At 60.7% G+C, this 17,065-nt stretch carries 12 protein-coding genes; 7 read left to right on the plus strand and 5 right to left on the minus strand.

Annotated elements, in window-relative coordinates:
- The first annotated feature begins 5 nt into the window (after positions 1 to 5).
- Positions 6 to 923: a transcriptional regulator MetR gene (metR, locus tag E1573_RS16290; RefSeq protein ID WP_133215502.1), complete on the plus strand. Its 918-nt coding sequence runs from the start codon at positions 6 to 8 to the stop codon at positions 921 to 923.
- Positions 924 to 926: 3 nt separating this feature from the next.
- On the opposite strand, the gene E1573_RS16295 is transcribed toward metR, so the two are convergent.
- Positions 927 to 1,565, minus strand: a complete 639-nt coding sequence (locus E1573_RS16295; RefSeq protein ID WP_133215504.1) for a LysE family translocator — start codon at positions 1,563 to 1,565, stop codon at positions 927 to 929.
- A gap of 25 nt (positions 1,566 to 1,590) precedes the next feature.
- Complete coding sequence (locus E1573_RS16300; RefSeq protein ID WP_133215506.1) at positions 1,591 to 2,004, minus strand: NUDIX domain-containing protein; 414 nt, start codon at positions 2,002 to 2,004, stop codon at positions 1,591 to 1,593.
- Positions 2,005 to 2,191: 187 nt separating this feature from the next.
- Here E1573_RS16300 and E1573_RS16305 point away from each other — a divergent pair, with 187 nt between their 5' ends.
- From E1573_RS16305 to E1573_RS16315, 3 genes are all read left to right on the plus strand, one after another.
- Positions 2,192 to 6,469, plus strand: coding sequence for a DEAD/DEAH box helicase (locus tag E1573_RS16305; RefSeq protein ID WP_133215508.1), 4,278 nt, complete (start codon positions 2,192 to 2,194; stop codon positions 6,467 to 6,469).
- Between the two features lie 147 nt (positions 6,470 to 6,616).
- Positions 6,617 to 8,236: an FMN-binding glutamate synthase family protein gene (locus E1573_RS16310; protein ID WP_133215510.1), complete on the plus strand. Its 1,620-nt coding sequence runs from the start codon at positions 6,617 to 6,619 to the stop codon at positions 8,234 to 8,236.
- A 176-nt stretch (positions 8,237 to 8,412) separates the two neighbouring features.
- Entirely contained in the window at positions 8,413 to 9,537 is a 1,125-nt protein-coding gene (locus tag E1573_RS16315) for an OpgC family protein (protein ID WP_133215512.1), read from the plus strand.
- A 63-nt stretch (positions 9,538 to 9,600) separates the two neighbouring features.
- Here E1573_RS16315 and E1573_RS16320 read toward each other — a convergent pair whose 3' ends face one another.
- Positions 9,601 to 11,016 (minus strand): amino acid permease, encoded by a 1,416-nt coding sequence (locus E1573_RS16320; RefSeq protein ID WP_133215514.1) that lies wholly within the window; start codon positions 11,014 to 11,016, stop codon positions 9,601 to 9,603.
- A 437-nt stretch (positions 11,017 to 11,453) separates the two neighbouring features.
- On the opposite strand from E1573_RS16320, the gene E1573_RS16325 reads away from it, so the two are divergent.
- The 3 genes from E1573_RS16325 to E1573_RS16335 all read left to right on the plus strand — a co-directional run bounded on the left by E1573_RS16325 (position 11,454) and on the right by E1573_RS16335 (position 16,097).
- Entirely contained in the window at positions 11,454 to 14,591 is a 3,138-nt protein-coding gene (locus E1573_RS16325; protein WP_133215516.1) for a biosynthetic peptidoglycan transglycosylase, read from the plus strand.
- 169 nt (positions 14,592 to 14,760) lie between these two features.
- Positions 14,761 to 15,330: a PadR family transcriptional regulator gene (locus tag E1573_RS16330; protein WP_133215518.1), complete on the plus strand. Its 570-nt coding sequence runs from the start codon at positions 14,761 to 14,763 to the stop codon at positions 15,328 to 15,330.
- Positions 15,327 to 16,097, plus strand: coding sequence for a siderophore-interacting protein (locus E1573_RS16335; protein ID WP_133215520.1), 771 nt, complete (start codon positions 15,327 to 15,329; stop codon positions 16,095 to 16,097). The genes E1573_RS16330 and E1573_RS16335 overlap by 4 nt, the downstream gene beginning before the upstream one ends.
- 9 nt (positions 16,098 to 16,106) lie before the next feature.
- Here the strand turns inward: E1573_RS16335 and E1573_RS16340 are convergent, their stop codons facing one another.
- Positions 16,107 to 16,760 (minus strand): Pr6Pr family membrane protein, encoded by a 654-nt coding sequence (locus E1573_RS16340; protein ID WP_133215522.1) that lies wholly within the window; start codon positions 16,758 to 16,760, stop codon positions 16,107 to 16,109.
- 3 nt (positions 16,761 to 16,763) lie between these two features.
- Positions 16,764 to 16,985, minus strand: coding sequence for a VF530 family DNA-binding protein (locus E1573_RS16345; RefSeq protein ID WP_133215524.1), 222 nt, complete (start codon positions 16,983 to 16,985; stop codon positions 16,764 to 16,766).
- Between the last annotated feature and the right edge of the window lie 80 nt (positions 16,986 to 17,065).

Raw genomic sequence — 17,065 nt, forward strand, 5'->3', positions numbered from 1 at the left:
AGTCGGTGCTGGAAATTCGCCACCTCAAAACCTTGCACGCGCTGCGTGAAGCCGACAGCCTGGTCGAGGCTGCTGAACGCCTGCACCTGACCCAATCAGCGCTGTCCCATCAGTTCAAAGAACTGGAAGAGCGCCTGGGGATGCAACTGTTCATGCGCAAAACCAAGCCGATTCGCTTCACCAGTGCCGGTTTGCGCCTGCTGCAACTGGCCGATGCCACCCTGCCCTTGCTGCGTGGCGCCGAACGCGACATTGCCCGCCTGGCCGGTGGTACCGCCGGGCGTCTGCACATGGCCATCGAATGCCACAGCTGCTTCCAGTGGTTGATGCCCACCATCGACCAGTTCCGCGATGCCTGGCCTGAAGTCGAACTGGACCTGGCCTCGGGCTTTGCCTTTGCCCCTCTGCCGGCCCTGGCCCGTGGCGACCTCGATCTGGTGGTTACGTCCGACCCGCTGGAACTGGCCGGGCTGACCTATGTTCCGTTGTTCACCTATGAAGCCATGTTGGCGGTCGCCAACCAGCATCCCTTGGCCAGCAAGCCCTTTATCGTGCCGGACGACCTGATCAACGAAACGCTGATCACCTACCCGGTAGAGCGTGACCGCCTGGATATCTTCACCCGCTTTCTGGAGCCCGCCGATGTCGAGCCAGCACAGGTGCGTACCGCTGAGCTGACGGTGATGATGATGCAGTTGGTGGCCAGCGGTCGGGGCGTCTGCGGCATGCCCCACTGGGCCCTGCATGAGTACAGCTCACGTGGCTATGTGAAGGGCAAGCGCCTGGGCGAGAAAGGTTTGTTCGCCACCCTGTATGCGGCCGTGCGCACCGACATGCTCGATGCGCCGTACATGCGTGACTTCCTGCTGACCGCCAAGGACACCTCGTTCTCCACTCTTGACGGTGTCAGTGCCGTACGCTGAGGCTCAGACGAGTTTGCGCTGCTCCTGAACCAGACGCAGCGCCAGGCCTGCCAGGACGAACCCCATCACATAGCGCTGCACCATCAGCCACAGTGGGTAGCGCACGAACCAGGCCGACAGCCCGGCGGCGAACATTGCGATCATCAGGTTCACCGAGAAGCTCACGGTGATCTGGGTCAGCCCCAGCAACAGGCTCTGCGCCAGCACTGAGCCGTGTTCCGGAGCAATGAACTGCGGCAGGATCGACAGGTAGAACATCGCCACCTTAGGGTTCAGCAAGCTGGTCAAAAAACCCATCATCACCAGTTTGCTCGGCGAATCCGGGGTTAACTCACGGGGTTCAAACGGCGACCGCGCCCCCGGCTTGACCGCTTGCCAGGCCATCCATAACAGGTAGCCGGCACCTGCCCATTTGAGCAGGTCGTAGCCCAGTGGTATGGCCATGAACAATGCCGTCAGCCCGACTGCAGCTGCGGTCATGTGCACCAGAAAGCCTGCCACCACACCGACCAGCGAGGTGATCCCGGCCATGCGCCCCTGGCAGATTGAACGTGATATCAGGTAGATCATGTTCGGCCCCGGAGTCAGGACCATCAACAACGCGGCACCGGTGAACAGCAGCCATTCATGAACGGGGATCATAGGCATTCCTTTGCACTAAAAAAGGTCAGGCGGGTTGGCGAGGCAAGCGTCGGTACAGCGGCAGAATCAGGTCTTGCGTCAGTGGCGCCAGTTCCAGCGTCAAGGGTTTGCGGGCCGAGACCCACACCACTTCTTCGATTTCAGCGGCAGGCTCGACAGGCATCGCCGTGTGCACCTGAAACAGCTCGGCCCGCACTTCAAAGCCTGGCTCATTCGCCGCCGGGGCGCTGAATTGACCGAGGTAGTGGGCGTCTTCTGCCTCGATCTGTAAGCCAAGCTCTTCGAACAGTTCGCGGGCCAAGGCGGCGACCGGTGGCTCACCCGCTTCGATCTTGCCGCCTGGTTGCATGAAGGCCTTAGTGCCGCGTTTGCGTACCAGCAGGGTCCGACCCTGGGGATCGAGCAGCAACGCGGCAGCGATGTGGATGGTTTTACGCATGAGGAACTCGTCGCTGAGAAAGCGCGTTAGGATCACATGTAGAGAATGGTCAAACAACCCCAGTAGAAACGGGCTTGCCCCGCGATTGCGGTTTGTCTGTTAAACCGCATCGCGGGGCAAGCCCGCTCCTACCGTTGCCTGACGAACGTCGCTTGCAACCCTGGGATATTGGCCGCATAAACAGGCCATGAACCTGCCCGCCCTGAACCACCCGGAACTGGACGCCTTCCACCCTGCCGTGCGCACTTGGTTCCAGCGCCGTTTCCCGAGCGTCACCGCCGCTCAGGCACAAGCTTGGCCGCTGATTCGTGCCGGGCAATCGTTGTTGGTAGCAGCACCCACCGGCTCTGGTAAAACCTTGACCGCCTTCCTGGCCATTCTGGACGAGCTGTTTGAACAGGGCCTGGCCGACGGGCAATTACCCGACCAGACTCAAGTGGTTTACGTCTCGCCCCTCAAAGCACTGTCCAACGACATTCAGATCAACCTGCAAGCACCGCTGGCAGGTATCAATCAAGCCCTGGTCGAACAGGGCCATGAACCACTGGCCATCCGCACGGCGGTGCGCAGCGGCGATACCCCGCAAAAGGAACGCAACGCCATGCGCCGTCAGGCGCCGCATATTCTGGTGACCACGCCTGAATCGCTGTATGTACTGCTCGGCTCCGACTCCGGACGCCAGGGCCTTGCCAATGTGCACACGGTGATCGTCGATGAGATCCACGCCCTGGCGGGCAACAAGCGCGGCAGCCATCTGGCGCTGAGCCTTGAGCGCCTGCAGGCCCTATGCGCGAGGCCGTTGCGACGGATCGGGCTGTCGGCCACGCAACGGCCGGTACAACGGGTGGCGGAGTTTCTGGTAGGCCACGGCCGGGCCTGTGCCATTGTCGATATCGGCCATGCCCGCACGCGTGACCTTGCCCTGGAAGTACCGCCAGTACCGCTCGGCGCGGTGATGGCAACCGATGTCTGGGATCTGGTGTATGACCGCCTCGCAGCCCTGGCCCGGGAACACCGCACGACCCTGGTGTTCGTCAACACACGACGCCTGGCCGAACGCTTGACGCGTCATTTGAGCGAACGCCTGGGCACTCAGGCCGTAGCCGCCCATCACGGCAGCCTGGCCAAGGAGCACCGTCTGGACGCCGAGCAGCGCCTGAAGAATGGGGCGCTGCAGGTACTGGTGGCCACCGCTTCACTGGAACTTGGGATCGACATCGGTGAAGTCGACCTGGTTTGCCAGATCGGTTCACCCGGCTCCATTGCTGCCTTCCTGCAGCGGGTCGGGCGTGCCGGGCATCAGGTCGATGGTACGCCCAAAGGGCGGTTGTTTGCCCTGTCGCGCGACGACCTGATTGAATGCGCAGCGTTGCTCGACTGTGTACGCCGTGGCGAACTGGACCTGCTACACATCCCCAATGCGCCGCTGGATGTACTGGCTCAGCAGATCGTTGCCGAAGTCAGCTGTCAGCCCTGGCAGGAACAAGCGCTGTTCGACTGTCTGCGCCAGGCCACCCCGTACACTGATCTGGACCCTGGGCATTACCAGGCGTTGCTGCGCATGCTCGCCGAAGGATTCAACGGCCGCCAGGGTGTCCGCAGCGCCTACTTGCATCGCGATGCCGTCACCAGCAGCCTGCGCGGGCGCCGCGGCAGCCAACTGACCGCGTTGACCAGCGGCGGCACCATCCCCGATAACGCCGACTACACGGTGTTGCTTGAACCCCAAGGCCTGAACATTGGCAGCGTCAATGAAGACTTTGCCGTCGAAAGCATTGCCGGCGATATCTTCCAGCTCGGCAATACCTCGTACCGTATCTTGCGCGTGGAAAGCGGCAAGGTACGCGTCGAAGATGCCAAGGGGTTGCCGCCGAGCATTCCGTTCTGGCTGGGTGAAGCCCCCGGACGCAGTGATGAGTTGTCATTCGCGGTCGCCCGTTTGCAGGGCGAGATTGACCAGCGCCTGAAGGCGTCGTCAGACGTACTCGGCTGGTTACAGGAAACACTTGGCCTGGCCCCGGACAGTGCAGAACAGTTGCTCGATTATCTGCGCCACACCCGCCAGGTACTGGGTGCCCTGCCCTCGCAAGACACCCTGATCATGGAGCGTTTCTTCGATGAGTCTGGCGGCACTCAACTGATCATCCACAGCCCGTTTGGCAGCCGGATTAATCGCGCCTGGGGTCTGGCCTTGCGCAAACGCTTCTGTCGCACCTTCAACTTCGAGCTGCAGGCGGCCGCCAGCGAAGACGCTATTGTGCTGTCGTTGTCCACCAGCCATAGCTTTGCCTTGGACGAGGTGTGGCGCTACCTGTCCAGCAACAGCGCTGAATCCGTGCTGGTGCAAGCCCTGTTGGATGCGCCGTTGTTTGCCGTGCGTTGGCGCTGGAACGCTGGTGTTGCTTTGGCGTTACCGCGCTTTGTCGGCGGGCGCAAAGTCGCGCCGCAGATCCAACGGATGAAAAGCGAGGACTTGATTGCGGCGGTGTTCCCTGACCAGATCGCCTGCCTGGAAAACATTGTCGGCGAACGCCAGATTCCGGATCACCCCCTGATCGAGCAGACCCTCGACGACTGCCTGCACCAGGCCATGGATTGTGAAGGCTGGCTGAAGCTGCTGCGGCGAATCGAACGCGGTCAGATCACCCTGATCAGCCGTGACCTGCCGGCACCGTCGCCCCTCGCCTCAGCGATCCTCAATGCCCGGCCCTACACCTTCCTCGACGATGCGCCACTGGAAGAACGCCGCACTCAAGCTGTGCAAAGCCGACGCTGGAGTGACGCGCAGAGCAGCGATGACCTCGGCGCCCTGGACCCCGAGGCCATTGACGCCGTGGCGCTGGAAGCCTGGCCAACCCCCACACGCGGCGACGAAATGCACGAGGCCTTGATGAGCCTGGCCTGCATCACTCAACAGGAAGCGGCGGCCAATCCCGGCTGGCAGCAATGGCTGGAAGAGCTTCAGCAGGCAGGCCGGGCTTGTTGCATGCAGGTGGACGCGACTGACCTCCTATGGCTGGCCCGCGAACGCTTGATGCTGCTACGCGCGCTGTTCCCCCAAGGGCGAATGACCGCGGAGTGTGCAGCTCTGCCCGGTTTCGATCAGGCCATCGACAGCGAGGTGGCGCTGGTGGAGGTGGTGCGTGCTCGCCTGAGCGGATTCGGGCCGCTGACCCTGGCGCAGTTGGTCGAGCCCTTACATTTGCCTGCTCGGGCTGTCGAACAGGCGCTGCTGCAATTAGAGGCGGAAGGCTATGTCATGCGCGGCCACTTCCGCACAGGCGAGCAGCAGTTGCAATGGTGCGAGCGGCACTTGCTGGCTCGCATCCATCGCTACACCGTCAAACGCCTGAGACGGGAGATCGAGCCGGTCAGCCTGCAGGACTTCATGCGTTACCTGTTCGACTGGCAACACCTCTCGCCAGCCACTCAGTTGCAAGGCCCGGCGGCGCTCAGTGAAGTGTTGGCGCAGTTCGAGGGCTACCCAGCTGCGGCGGCGGCCTGGGAGGCGGATTTGCTGCCAGCACGTCTGAAGGACTACAGCCCGCTGTGGCTGGATGAAAGCTGTCGTGCGGGTCGGCATGTCTGGGCTCGCCTGGCCCCCGGTGCCGCCAGCAACACCCTGCGCAGCACCCCGCTGGTGATACTGCCACGCGCGCGTTTGAACCTGTGGCGCGCGCTCGGCCCTGCACTGGACAGTGACGACTTGAGCCAGCGGGCACAACGGGTGCATGCCGCACTGAATGAGCACGGTGCGCTGTTTTTCGACGAACTGGTCAGCGATGCCCACCTGCTGCCCAGTGAACTGGAAATCGCCTTGCAGGAACTGGTCGCCGCCGGTTTGGTCAGCGCCGACAGTTTCGCCGGCCTGCGGGCGCTGATCACTCCCGCCAGCAAACGTCAGCAGCGCAGCCATCGTCGCGGGCGTGGCCCGTTGTTCGGTGGCATGCAGGACGCCGGCCGATGGGCCTTGCTACGCAAGCCATCAGCACCTGATTACCAAAATGACAGCCTGGAACACATCGCGCGCACCTTACTGCGCCGCTACGGTGTGATCTGCTGGCGCTTGCTGGAACGTGAGGCCGACTGGCTGCCGAGCTGGCGCGAATTGCTACGTTGTTATCATCGCCTGGAAGCCCGCGGCGAAATCCGTGGAGGGCGCTTTATCAGCGGCTTGGCGGGTGAGCAATTTGCCTTGCCCGAAGCGATTGCGCTGATGCGTGAAGTGCGTCGGCGGCCATTGGACGGCAACCTGATTGCCATCAGCGCCAGCGATCCGTTGAATCTGGTTGGCACCCTGCTGCCGGGCAATAAGGTACCAGCGCTGAGCGGCAATCGCCTTCTGTATCGAGATGGCCTGCCCTGCGCCACGCTGATCGCCGGTACCCCTGATTTCCTCATCAAGGTGGAAGACGCGCAGCACAACACACTGCGTGATCGCTTGATCCGTGAAACAGGGCGTTAGCACTGACGACCACCGCGCGAATGATTTTCACTCCGAAAAAACGGCGTAAACCTTCATGTTTACAAGCTGGCGCTGGCGCCGCCAACCGGGCTATGGTCGAAGATTGTCCAGGCCCTGAGCCTGACCGTGCCATCGCAAGGAACCCGTATGAGCCTGTCACTTCTCAGCCGCTATGCCTTCTTCGCCGCCTGTGTATTGTTCACCTTGGCGAGCCTGCCTTTCCTGCACCATGAATGGCTGTGGCCGTTCACCCTGACCACTGCCGTGCTAAGCCTGATCGGGCTATTCGATCTGCTGCAAAGCCGCCATGCGGTGCGGCGCAACTACCCGATCCTGGGCAACATCCGTTACCTGGTAGAAGGAATCCGCCCGGAAATCCGCCAGTACCTGCTCGAAGCCGACAGCGATGCCCTGCCGTTCTCCCGCGCCCAGCGCTCGCTGGTGTACGCCCGGGCCAAGAACGAAGCCTCCGATAAACCCTTCGGCACCCTGATCGATGTCTATCAGTCTGGTTTCGAATTTATCGGCCACTCGATGCGGCCTGCGCCATTGAGCGATCCGTCGAGCTTTCGGGTGATCGTTGGCGGCCCGCAATGCACCCAGCCTTATTCGGCCTCGGTCTTCAACATATCGGCCATGAGCTTTGGCTCACTCAGCGCCAATGCCATCCGCGCCCTGAACCAAGGCGCCAAGCTGGGCAATTTCGCCCACGACACCGGTGAAGGCAGCATCAGCCCCTATCACCGCGAACATGGCGGCGACCTGACCTGGGAACTGGGCAGCGGCTACTTCGGCTGCCGTACCGCCGACGGGCGCTTCGACCCTGAGCGTTTCGCCGAACAGGCACGCAGCCCGCAGGTGCGCATGATCGAAATCAAGATGAGCCAGGGCGCCAAGCCTGGCCATGGCGGCATCCTGCCCAAGCACAAAGTCACCCGTGAAATCGCCGAGACCCGTGGTGTGATGATGGGTGAAGACTGCATCTCGCCTTCACGTCACAGCGCCTTTTCCACGCCGATTGAAATGATGCAGTTCATTGCCCAACTGCGTGAACTGTCAGGCGGCAAACCGGTGGGCTTCAAGTTCTGCCTGGGCCACCCTTGGGAATTCATGGGCATTGCCAAGGCGATGTTGGAAACCGGCATCTTGCCGGACTTTATCGTCATTGATGGCAAAGAAGGCGGCACTGGCGCCGCGCCTGTGGAGTTCACCGACCATATCGGTGTGCCGCTGCGCGAAGGCTTGTTGTTCGTGCACAACACCCTGGTCGGCCTGAACCTGCGCGATAAGATCAAACTCGGCGCCAGCGGCAAGATCGTCAGTGCCTTCGACATCGCCAGTGTGTTGGCCATCGGCGCCGACTGGGCCAACTCGGCACGCGGCTTCATGTTCGCCATCGGCTGCATCCAGTCTCAGAGTTGTCACACCAACAAATGCCCCACCGGCGTCGCCACCCAGGACGCCCTGCGCCAACGTGCGCTGGTAGTACCCGACAAAGCGCAGCGGGTGTTCAACTTCCATCACAGCACCCTCAAGGCGCTAGCGGAAATGCTGGCCGCGGCTGGCCTCGACCATCCTTCGCAACTGGAAGCCAAGCACTTGGTACGCCGGGTATCGGCCACCGAAATCAAACTGTTCTCGCAAATGCATGTGTTCCTCAAACCGGGTGAACTGCTCAGCGGTGACATCAGCGGTGAGTTCTACTCACGTATGTGGCAACTAGCGCGGGCCGACAGCTTCGAGCCGAACAGTGAGGTGGCGGCCTGAGTTGACCGCGCAGGCGATAGGCAAGGTGAGGTAGAGACATTCGGAAATACCCTCACTTTGCATTCGCCGACAAACTTTGTAACCCTCCCGCCGCCGATCGGCTTGAGCCATCGGCACGGAACCCCTGCCTGCGGGCGCCTATCCTCTATTGAAACACCCTCGCCAAGGCTCTGATCATGAACAACGGTCGCGACCATCGCATCGACTTCTTTCGCGGACTGGCGCTGATCTTCATCTTCTGGGATCACATACCTGGCAACCCACTGGCTAACCTGACCGTGCGCAACTTCGGCTTCAGCGACGCGGCGGAAATTTTCGTGTTCCTGGCCGGTTACGCAGCCGTGCTGGCCTACGGCAAGATTGCCCTGCGCGATGGCTGGCTGGTGGCCTGCGTGCGTATTCTGCGCCGGGCCTGGGTGTTGTACGTGGTGCACATCTTCCTGCTGGTGCTGTTGATGGGCATCGTTTTTGTCGCCAACAACCATGTCCAGACCCGCGACATGATTCAGGAAATGGGCCTCTATTACTTCCTGAGCAACCCACAGCAGGCGCTGGTGGATGAGCTGCTGCTGCGCTTCAAACCGAACTTGATGGACCCCTTGCCGCTGTACATCCTGCTGCTGCTCGGCTTACCGCTGGTACTGCCAGCGATGCTGCGCAAAGTCGAGCTGGTGGTAGGGTTGTCTGCAGCGCTGTACTTGCTGGCGCCCATGTTCCAATGGAACCTGGCGGCCCAGGAAGGTGGCGTGTGGTTCTTCAATCCACTGGCCTGGCAGTTGCTGTTCATTCTTGGCGGCGCTGCGGCCATTCATAGCCAACGCCCGCAACCTGTCGACGTGCGCCCGGCCTGGAAGCAGCCACTGTTTATCGCTGCTGCAAGTTACTTACTGGTGTGCGCAGCCATCGCATTGTCCTGGCGCTGGCCTGCCATTCACGATGCATTCATGCCCCGGCAACTGGCCGAGTGGCTGTATCCAATCAGCAAGACCAACCTGTCACCTGCACGCCTGCTGCACTTCCTTGCCCTGGCCTACTGCACGGCAAAATTACTGCCGCAAGGCGCCTGGCTGCAGGGCTGGCTGGCACAACAGAGTTGCCGGATGGGCCGCTATTCGCTGGAAGTGTTCTGTTTTGGCGTACTGCTCGCGCCGCTGGCCGACATGGGTAACGCGCTGGCAGACGAACATTGGTCGATGCAGTTGATCACTGCACTGGCGGGGGTGGGGTTGATGGTGTTGCTGGCGGCCTGGTTGGACCTGAACAAACGCTTGAACAAACCGGTGCAGGTGCCGACGGTATGATCGATCGCGGGGCAAGCCCGCTCCCACTGGTTTTGTGGGAGCGGGCTTGCCCCGCGATGGCTTTTAGGTACGCGCCAGCTGCACGTTGTCAGCTTTCGGCGCCAGTTTGAACACGTGGTACAGCACCGTCAGCATGACCAGGAACGCCGGGCCAATGTACAGCGCGACGCGAGTCTCCTCGAAGTAAGCCATCAGGCCCACCACCAGGATCAGAAACGCCAACGCCAGGTAGGAACTCAGCGGCCACAGCCACATACGGTATTTCAGTGCAGCCCGTTCAGCAGCGCTCAGGCCGGCACGGAACTTCAGTTGCGCCAGCAAGATCATCACCCAGGTCCAGATCGCCCCGAAGGTGGCAATCGCGGTCACCCAGACGAACACTTTCTCCGGCACCAAATAGTTGGCCAGCACGCCCAGCAGCAAAGCGGCGATGGACAGCAGCAAGGCATTACGCGGTACGCCGTTGCTTGAAGTGCGAGCGAAAGTGGCCGGGGCCTGACCATTCTGCGCCAGGCTGTAGAGCATGCGCCCGGTGCTGAAAATACCGCCGTTGCACGACGACAACGCAGCGGTGATTACCACGAAGTTGATGATCCCGGCGGCCGTCTTGATGCCCAGACGCTCAAAGGTCATCACGAACGGGCTGCCTTGGCTGCCAATCTCGTTCCACGGGTAGATCGACAGGATCACGAACAACGCACCGACATAGAACAGCAGAATGCGCCAGAACACCGAGCCGATGGCCTGAGGAATGGTTTTCTGCGGGTTGCGCGCTTCACCGGCGGTAAGGCCGATCATTTCTACGCCCAGGTAAGCGAACATCACCATCTGCAGCGACATCAGTACGCCGGTCACGCCGTTGGGCATGAAACCGCCGTTGCTCCACAGGTTGGAGATACCCATTGCCACGCCATCGTTACCAAAACCGAAGGCAATGATGCCGATGCCACCCAGAACCATGGCAATGATGGTGACGATCTTGATCAGGGCGAACCAGAACTCGAACTCACCAAAGGCCTTGACCGCGATCAGGTTGATCGCGCCCATGCTGCCCAAAGCCGCCAGGGCCCAGATCCAGCGCGGCACATCAGGGAACCAGATGCCCATGTAGATGGCCACGGCAGTGATCTCTGCAACGCAGGTCACCAGCCACAGGAACCAGTAGTTCCAACCGGTCAGAAAGCCCGCCAGCGGGCCGAGGTAGTCTTGTGCGTAACGGCTGAAGGAGCCTGCGACCGGATTGTGTACGGCCATTTCACCCAGGGCGCGCATGATCACCAGGATCGCCAGGCCACCGATGATGTAAGACAGCATGATTGCCGGGCCGGCCATTTCGATGGCTTTGGCCGAGCCCAGGAACAGGCCGACGCCGATACAGGCGCCCAGCGCCATCAGGCGAATATGTCGCTCGCCGAGTTCTCGCTTGAGTGGGCCGCCTTGAGCGGTCTCACCGTGAGAAGGATGGTTGCCGACTGGCATAGAAATACAACCTCATTTTGTTATTGGATATAAACCGATCGTGCAGGCCTGGCACCGCCGATAGGCGAATGCGCTGCCTTGCCGGGTACCACCTTGTGGGCAGACCCGCCTGCCCGCGCTGAGGGCGCAGGCAGTGCGAAAGGGGCGAGCAGTATAGAAAGGCCCCTGTAGGGCATTTCACTATAAAGAGCAGGATGTTTAGAGAGAACTCTGGAAGTAAGCCGAAATTACGACGAGCAATTCCTGTTTTTTCTCCAGGGTGGCCAACAGGGCGGCTAACATAGCACCAAAACAGGGCTTTACAACCTTCCACCAAAGGAGCACATCGCGCGCATTTCTAGGAATAGCCTTACAGGGCTTACAAATTTTTCACCAAATGCGCTCACCGTCTAAGCTTCAGGCAAGCAAGACGAAAATACGTAGCCGGGCAAAACACTATGGGCGCATTGTGGCAATCGGAACCAACGAGTAAGGAAACTCCCTCTGAATCCCTTGAAGAATCGCCATTGCCGAAAAGCCCCCGCCAACGTCATCTGTGGTGGCGGCTGGTCTGGCTGGTGTTGCTGCTCGCCCTGATCGCACTGGGCTTTGCCGTTGCCAATGAAATGCAAACTTCTCGCCTGCAATCCCGCGAGCTGAGCCAACTCGCCTCGACCTTGACCTACTCGCTACAACCCGGCCCCAGCGACGCGATCATCTACCCGGGAGACGGGCCCTTCGACAAGCGTCTGGGCTACAGTGCGCTGGGTGAATTTCTGCCGCGCCTTCTCAAACGCGACTACGTGATAAGCGAGCAGGTGCACTTCTCCCCGGCTTTGATGGACTACACCGAGCACGGTTTCTTCGTGCCCTACAAAGAGAAGATCCAGTCGGGTCTTTCGATCACCGACTGCAAAGGCGATGTGCTCTATCAGTACCACTACCCGCAGTACCTGTACCCGGACTTCGACTCCATCCCACCGGTGATCGTCAACAGCCTGTTGTTCATTGAAAACCGCGGCCTGCTGGACCCCAACGACCCCAACGCCAACCCGGCAGTCGATTGGCCGCGCTTCGCCAAAGCGGCTTACAGTCAGATCGCCAAATACCTGGCCCTGCCCGGTCAGTCCGCCGGAGGCAGTACCCTGGCCACCCAGCTGGAAAAATACCGTCACTCTCCCGACGGCCTGACCGTTTCCGGCAGCGAAAAAATCCGCCAGATGATTTCCGCCAGCGTGCGCGCGTACCAGGGCGGCCCACAAACCATCGAAGCACGCCAGCGCATCGTGCGCGACTACCTCAACAGCGTGCCGCTGTCGGCAGTACCGGGGCATGGTGAAGTCCACGGCATGGCTGAAGGCTTGCGGGTCTGGTATGGCGCCGACTTCGCTCAGGTCAATCAGGCGCTGGCCTCGACCGAAACGGACCCTGCAAGCATGGCCGCACGCGGCCTCGCCTTGCGTCAGGTACTGTCGCTGATGATTGCCCAGCGCCGCCCTTCGCACTTTCTGTCCAAAGGGCGCAACGAACTGGCCGAGCTGACCGACAGCCATATCCGCATTCTGGCCGCAAGCAATATCGTCGACCGCCCATTGGCGGACGCGGCCCTGGCCAGCAAAGCGATCTATCGCGATTGGGTGGCGCAACCGACCATCCAGCCCATTGTCACCAACAAAGGCATCAGCGTGGCCCGCAGCCGGTTATCCCTGGCGCTGGCCAGGCCACTGTACGACCTCGACCGTCTCGATTTGTCGGCCACCAGTACCTTGCAATCCGACCTGCAAGGCCAGGTCAGCCAATACCTCAAAGACCTCGCCGACCCAGCGGTTGCCGAAAAAGTCGGGCTGTTCGGCGAACGCTTGCTGACCCCCACCAGCACCACCCAGGTGCGCTACAGCTTTACCCTGCTTGAACGTACCGCCAACGGCTCACGGGTGCGGGTGCAGACCGACAGCACCGACCAACCGTTCGACATCAACGAAGGTAGCAAGCTGGAACTGGGCTCTACCGCCAAACTGCGGGTGTTGACCAGCTACCTGGAAATCATCTCCGAGCTGCATGACAAGTACGCCAACACCCCTGCCGCCGACCTGAAGAACGTCGAAGTTGCCGAACTGGACTTCATTACTCGCTGGGCCCTGGATTACCTGATCCAGAACAAAGACCGCAACATCACCGACATGCTCGATGCCGCGCTCAATCGCAAGTATTCAGCCAGCCCCTACGAAGCCTTCTTCACCGGTGGCGGCATGCATGTGTTCAATAACTTTCGCAAGGAAGACAACAATCGCATTCCCACCCTCAAGGATGCCCTGCGCGAATCGATCAACCTGCCCTTCATTCGCCTGATGCGCGACCTGGTGCGCTACAGCACCTATCAAACCCCGGGCAGCAGCGTAAAACTGCTCAAGGACGATGCCGAGCCGCGACGTCAGGAATACCTGGCGCGTTTCGCTGACAAAGAAGGCACAGACTACCTGCGCCGGTTCTGGAAAAAGTACCAGCGCAAAACCTCGCAACAACGCCTGGACACGTTCCTCGACAGCTTGCGCGTCACGCCTATCCGACTGGCTGCGGTCCATCGCTACCTGTTCCCCGAAGCCGACCAGGCCACCTTCAATGCCTTCGTTCGGGCACACATGAAAAAAGACCTGGAGGACACCAAACGTAAACCGACCAAACAGGACTCGGTCACCGACCAACGCCTGGATGACCTGTACTACGCCTACGGCCCCGGCAAGTTCGATTTACCCGATCAGGGCTTCGTTGCCAAGGTCCATCCTTTGGATCTGTGGCTGTTGGGCTATCTGCTGAACAACCCCAACGCCAGCTTTCCTGAGGCCGCGCAAGCCAGCCAGTTCGAGCGCCAGGAAGTGTACAGCTGGCTGTTCAAGAGCCGGCACAAAGGCGCTCGCGACAGCCGCATTCGTACCTTGGTGGAAATCGAAGCCTTCCTCGACATCCATCAGCGCTGGAAACGTGTTGGCTACCCGTTCGACCACTTGGTGCCTTCGCTGGCTACTGCCATCGGCAGCTCGGGTGATCGCCCGGCAGCCCTGGCCGAGTTGATCGGCATTATTCAAAACGATGGTATTCGCCTGCCGACGTTGCGCATCGATACCTTGCACTTTGCTGCTGACACTCCGTATGAAACGCGCCTGGCAGGCGACCCCGATCTGGGTCAGCGGGTGCTCTCGGTAGAAGTGGCCCGCGCCCTGCGCGGCGCCCTTTCGCAGGTGGTCGATGCCGGTACCGCGCGGCGCGTGTCTGGTAGCTTCAAACTCAATGACGGTACACCCATGGTCTTGGGTGGCAAAACCGGCACCGGCGATAACCGCATCGAAAGCTGGGGTGCCGGTGGCCGCTTGCTGGGCTCGAAGGCAATCAACCGCACCGCGACCTTTGTGTTCTTCATCGGCGACAACCACTTTGGCACCCTCACCGCCTTTGTGCCGGGCCGCGCCGCCGAATCGTTCAAATTCACCTCGGCTCTGCCGGTACAGGTACTCAAAGGCATGGCGCCGATCCTCACGCCCTACCTGCAGCCGGGTAGCCACACCTTGTGCAAAACGCCACAACAAATGGCGCAAAAGTAGCCCTTTAAAGCAACGCCCAAGCGCACTTCAAGCGCTTGAGCGTTGCTTTGTCTGAAGCGCCGTTCGTCCCCTGAATGACTATTATGAGAATTATTCTCAGTCTCACTCTTGTCTTAAGATATATCTTGAGTAATATCTAAAGATACATCTAACGCAACCGGAGCCTTCCATGCGTGAACATCATTCCCACCGTGACCATGGCGAACGCCATGACGGTTTCGAACGCCGTCACAGCCGTGAACGTGGCGACCGTGGCCCACGGGTTTTCGCTCCCGGCGATCTGAAACTGCTGCTGCTCTCGATGCTGGCCGAGCAGCCCTGCCACGGCTATGACCTGATCCGCCAGATCGAAAGCCTGTTCGGCGGCCACTACAGCCCAAGCCCTGGGGTGATCTACCCGACCCTGACCTTTCTGGAAGAAAGCGAGCTGATCGTCGGCCAGGTCCACGGTAGCAAGAAGCTCTACAGCGCCACCGCCGCCGGGCTTGAATCGCTGGCCGAACAAGCCATCGCCCTGGATGGCGTGCGCATGCGTATTGAAGTCAGCAAGCGCTCGCTATGCGGGCACGACCGCCCCCAGGAAATCCATGAAGCGGTGCATAACCTGCGGCATGCCCTGCAAATGCACAGTGGCCGCTGGAATCCGGCCGAAATCGAGCGGGTGCGTACATTGCTCAACAACACGGCCAAAGCCATCGTCGCAGGGCCTTCTGCGACCACTACGGAGACCTCCGAATGAGTGTCAGCGAAAGCGACGCGATTCATCGCGTCAACCATGAGATTAAACATCGTCGCCTGGACGTACTGCGGGTCACCGAGCTGACTCCGCGCATGCGCCGTATCACCCTCGGCGGGCCACAACTGCAGGGCTTTACCAGCCTTGGGAGCGACGATCACGTCAAACTGCTGTTCGCCTGTTCACCCGAAGAGCAAACGGCGCTGGAGAATCTCGACTTCAGCCGCGACGGCGTGCGCCCGACCATGCGCGAATACACCCCGCGGCGTATCGACCTGGCCGCCGGTGAGCTGGATATCGACTTCGTCCTGCACGGAGACGGCCCTGCTTCGACCTGGGCAGCCCAGGCTGAAGTCGGCCAGGTCCTCAACATAGCCGGCCCACGTAGTTCGATGGTGGTACCGGATATTTTCGACAGCTATGTGCTGATCGGTGATGAGACCGCGATTCCGGCCATTGCCCGGCGCTTGGAAGAACTGCCCGCCACGCGCAAGGTATTGGCGGTCATCGAGATCGAAGATGCCAAGGAGCAGCAGCCGCTGAAAAGCCTCGCCGAACTGGAGGTGGTCTGGGTGCAGCGACACCAGCAGAACCTGCTGGAGGTGGTAAAGGGCCTGACCTTGCCTGAAGGCCAGCTCTACGCCTGGGTAGCCCTGGAAAAAGCCCTGACCCGAGCCACCAAACGCCTGCTGATCGACGAAAAAGGGGTGAAGGAAGACCAAATCAAAGCAGCCGCCTATTGGCGTCTCGATCCACACGACGACGAGTAATCGGTACCCTCAGGGTTGCGTCCTGGCTTTGGCCAGGCGCCCGCCCTGCCAGTGATCGAGGCAAAGCACCAGTACGCCAATGGCGATAAAGCCGAGCATCATCGCCAGCGCATTGACCAACACTTGCGTATACCCGAGTTCGGCGACGTCGATGAACGGATAGGGATAGACCCCTATCGACTGCCCGCGCCACAACGCAAAAGCGAAGTACCCCGCCGGATACAGCAGCCAGGCCATTAGATGCTTGAGCCGCAAACTGCCTTTCTCGACGCAACACCACCAATAGCCCACGAACAACAGCGGCATGACGTCGTGCAACAGCTCATCAGCCAGCCACTGCCAGCCTTGCGGTTGCCACATGTGGCGTAACAGCAGGCTATACGCCAGAGCGACAAAGGCAATGCTGACGGTAACACCTGAGCTGACCGCCGGGGAAAGAAACCAGCGCCGTGCTGCCGACGGTCTACCGAACACCGCTTGAGTCAACACCACAGCAACCAGGGTGTTGCTCAGCACGGTGAAGTAGCTGAAGAAATTGATCAGGCCGCCAATCAGGCTGGCCTGCTCGTGCCAACGCGCCAGTAGTACCAAATAGAGCTGAATCGCCAGGGCGCTCCAGCCCAGGCAGGCGGCCAGGCCGATCACGACCTCGCGCCGGGGCATGAATCAGCGCCCGCGCTGCAACTTCAGGTACAGACGCTCGACCTTCTCCCGCGCCCACGGCGTGCGGCGCAAGAACGTCAGGCTCGACTTGATGCTCGGATCGCTCTTGAAGCAACGGATGTCGATACGTTCAGCCAGACCTTCCCATTGGTAGTGCGCCACCAGGGCGGTGAGGATCTGCTCCAGGGTCACGCCATGCAGCGGATTGGGGTTGGCGGTAGACATGCCTGTGCTCCAGCGAATCAAAGGTGCGCACCTTAACAAACATTCTAGTGCGGTGGGAGCAGGCTTGCCCTGCGATAGCG

This window comes from Pseudomonas sp. H9 (genome assembly GCF_004353925.1).
Taxonomy (GTDB): domain Bacteria; phylum Pseudomonadota; class Gammaproteobacteria; order Pseudomonadales; family Pseudomonadaceae; genus Aquipseudomonas.

What these genes read in the sequence shown, in the direction of transcription:
- E1573_RS16295 (WP_133215504.1), bottom strand. Translation starts at nt 1,565, where the DNA reads ATGATCCCCGTTCATGAATGGCTGCTGTTCACCGGTGCCGCGTTGTTG.
- E1573_RS16300 (WP_133215506.1), bottom strand. Translation starts at nt 2,004, where the DNA reads ATGCGTAAAACCATCCACATCGCTGCCGCGTTGCTGCTCGATCCCCAG.
- E1573_RS16305 (WP_133215508.1), top strand. Translation starts at nt 2,192, where the DNA reads ATGAACCTGCCCGCCCTGAACCACCCGGAACTGGACGCCTTCCACCCT.
- E1573_RS16310 (WP_133215510.1), top strand. Translation starts at nt 6,617, where the DNA reads ATGAGCCTGTCACTTCTCAGCCGCTATGCCTTCTTCGCCGCCTGTGTA.
- E1573_RS16315 (WP_133215512.1), top strand. Translation starts at nt 8,413, where the DNA reads ATGAACAACGGTCGCGACCATCGCATCGACTTCTTTCGCGGACTGGCG.
- E1573_RS16320 (WP_133215514.1), bottom strand. Translation starts at nt 11,016, where the DNA reads ATGCCAGTCGGCAACCATCCTTCTCACGGTGAGACCGCTCAAGGCGGC.
- E1573_RS16325 (WP_133215516.1), top strand. Translation starts at nt 11,454, where the DNA reads ATGGGCGCATTGTGGCAATCGGAACCAACGAGTAAGGAAACTCCCTCT.
- E1573_RS16330 (WP_133215518.1), top strand. Translation starts at nt 14,761, where the DNA reads ATGCGTGAACATCATTCCCACCGTGACCATGGCGAACGCCATGACGGT.
- E1573_RS16335 (WP_133215520.1), top strand. Translation starts at nt 15,327, where the DNA reads ATGAGTGTCAGCGAAAGCGACGCGATTCATCGCGTCAACCATGAGATT.
- E1573_RS16340 (WP_133215522.1), bottom strand. Translation starts at nt 16,760, where the DNA reads ATGCCCCGGCGCGAGGTCGTGATCGGCCTGGCCGCCTGCCTGGGCTGG.
- E1573_RS16345 (WP_133215524.1), bottom strand. Translation starts at nt 16,985, where the DNA reads ATGTCTACCGCCAACCCCAATCCGCTGCATGGCGTGACCCTGGAGCAG.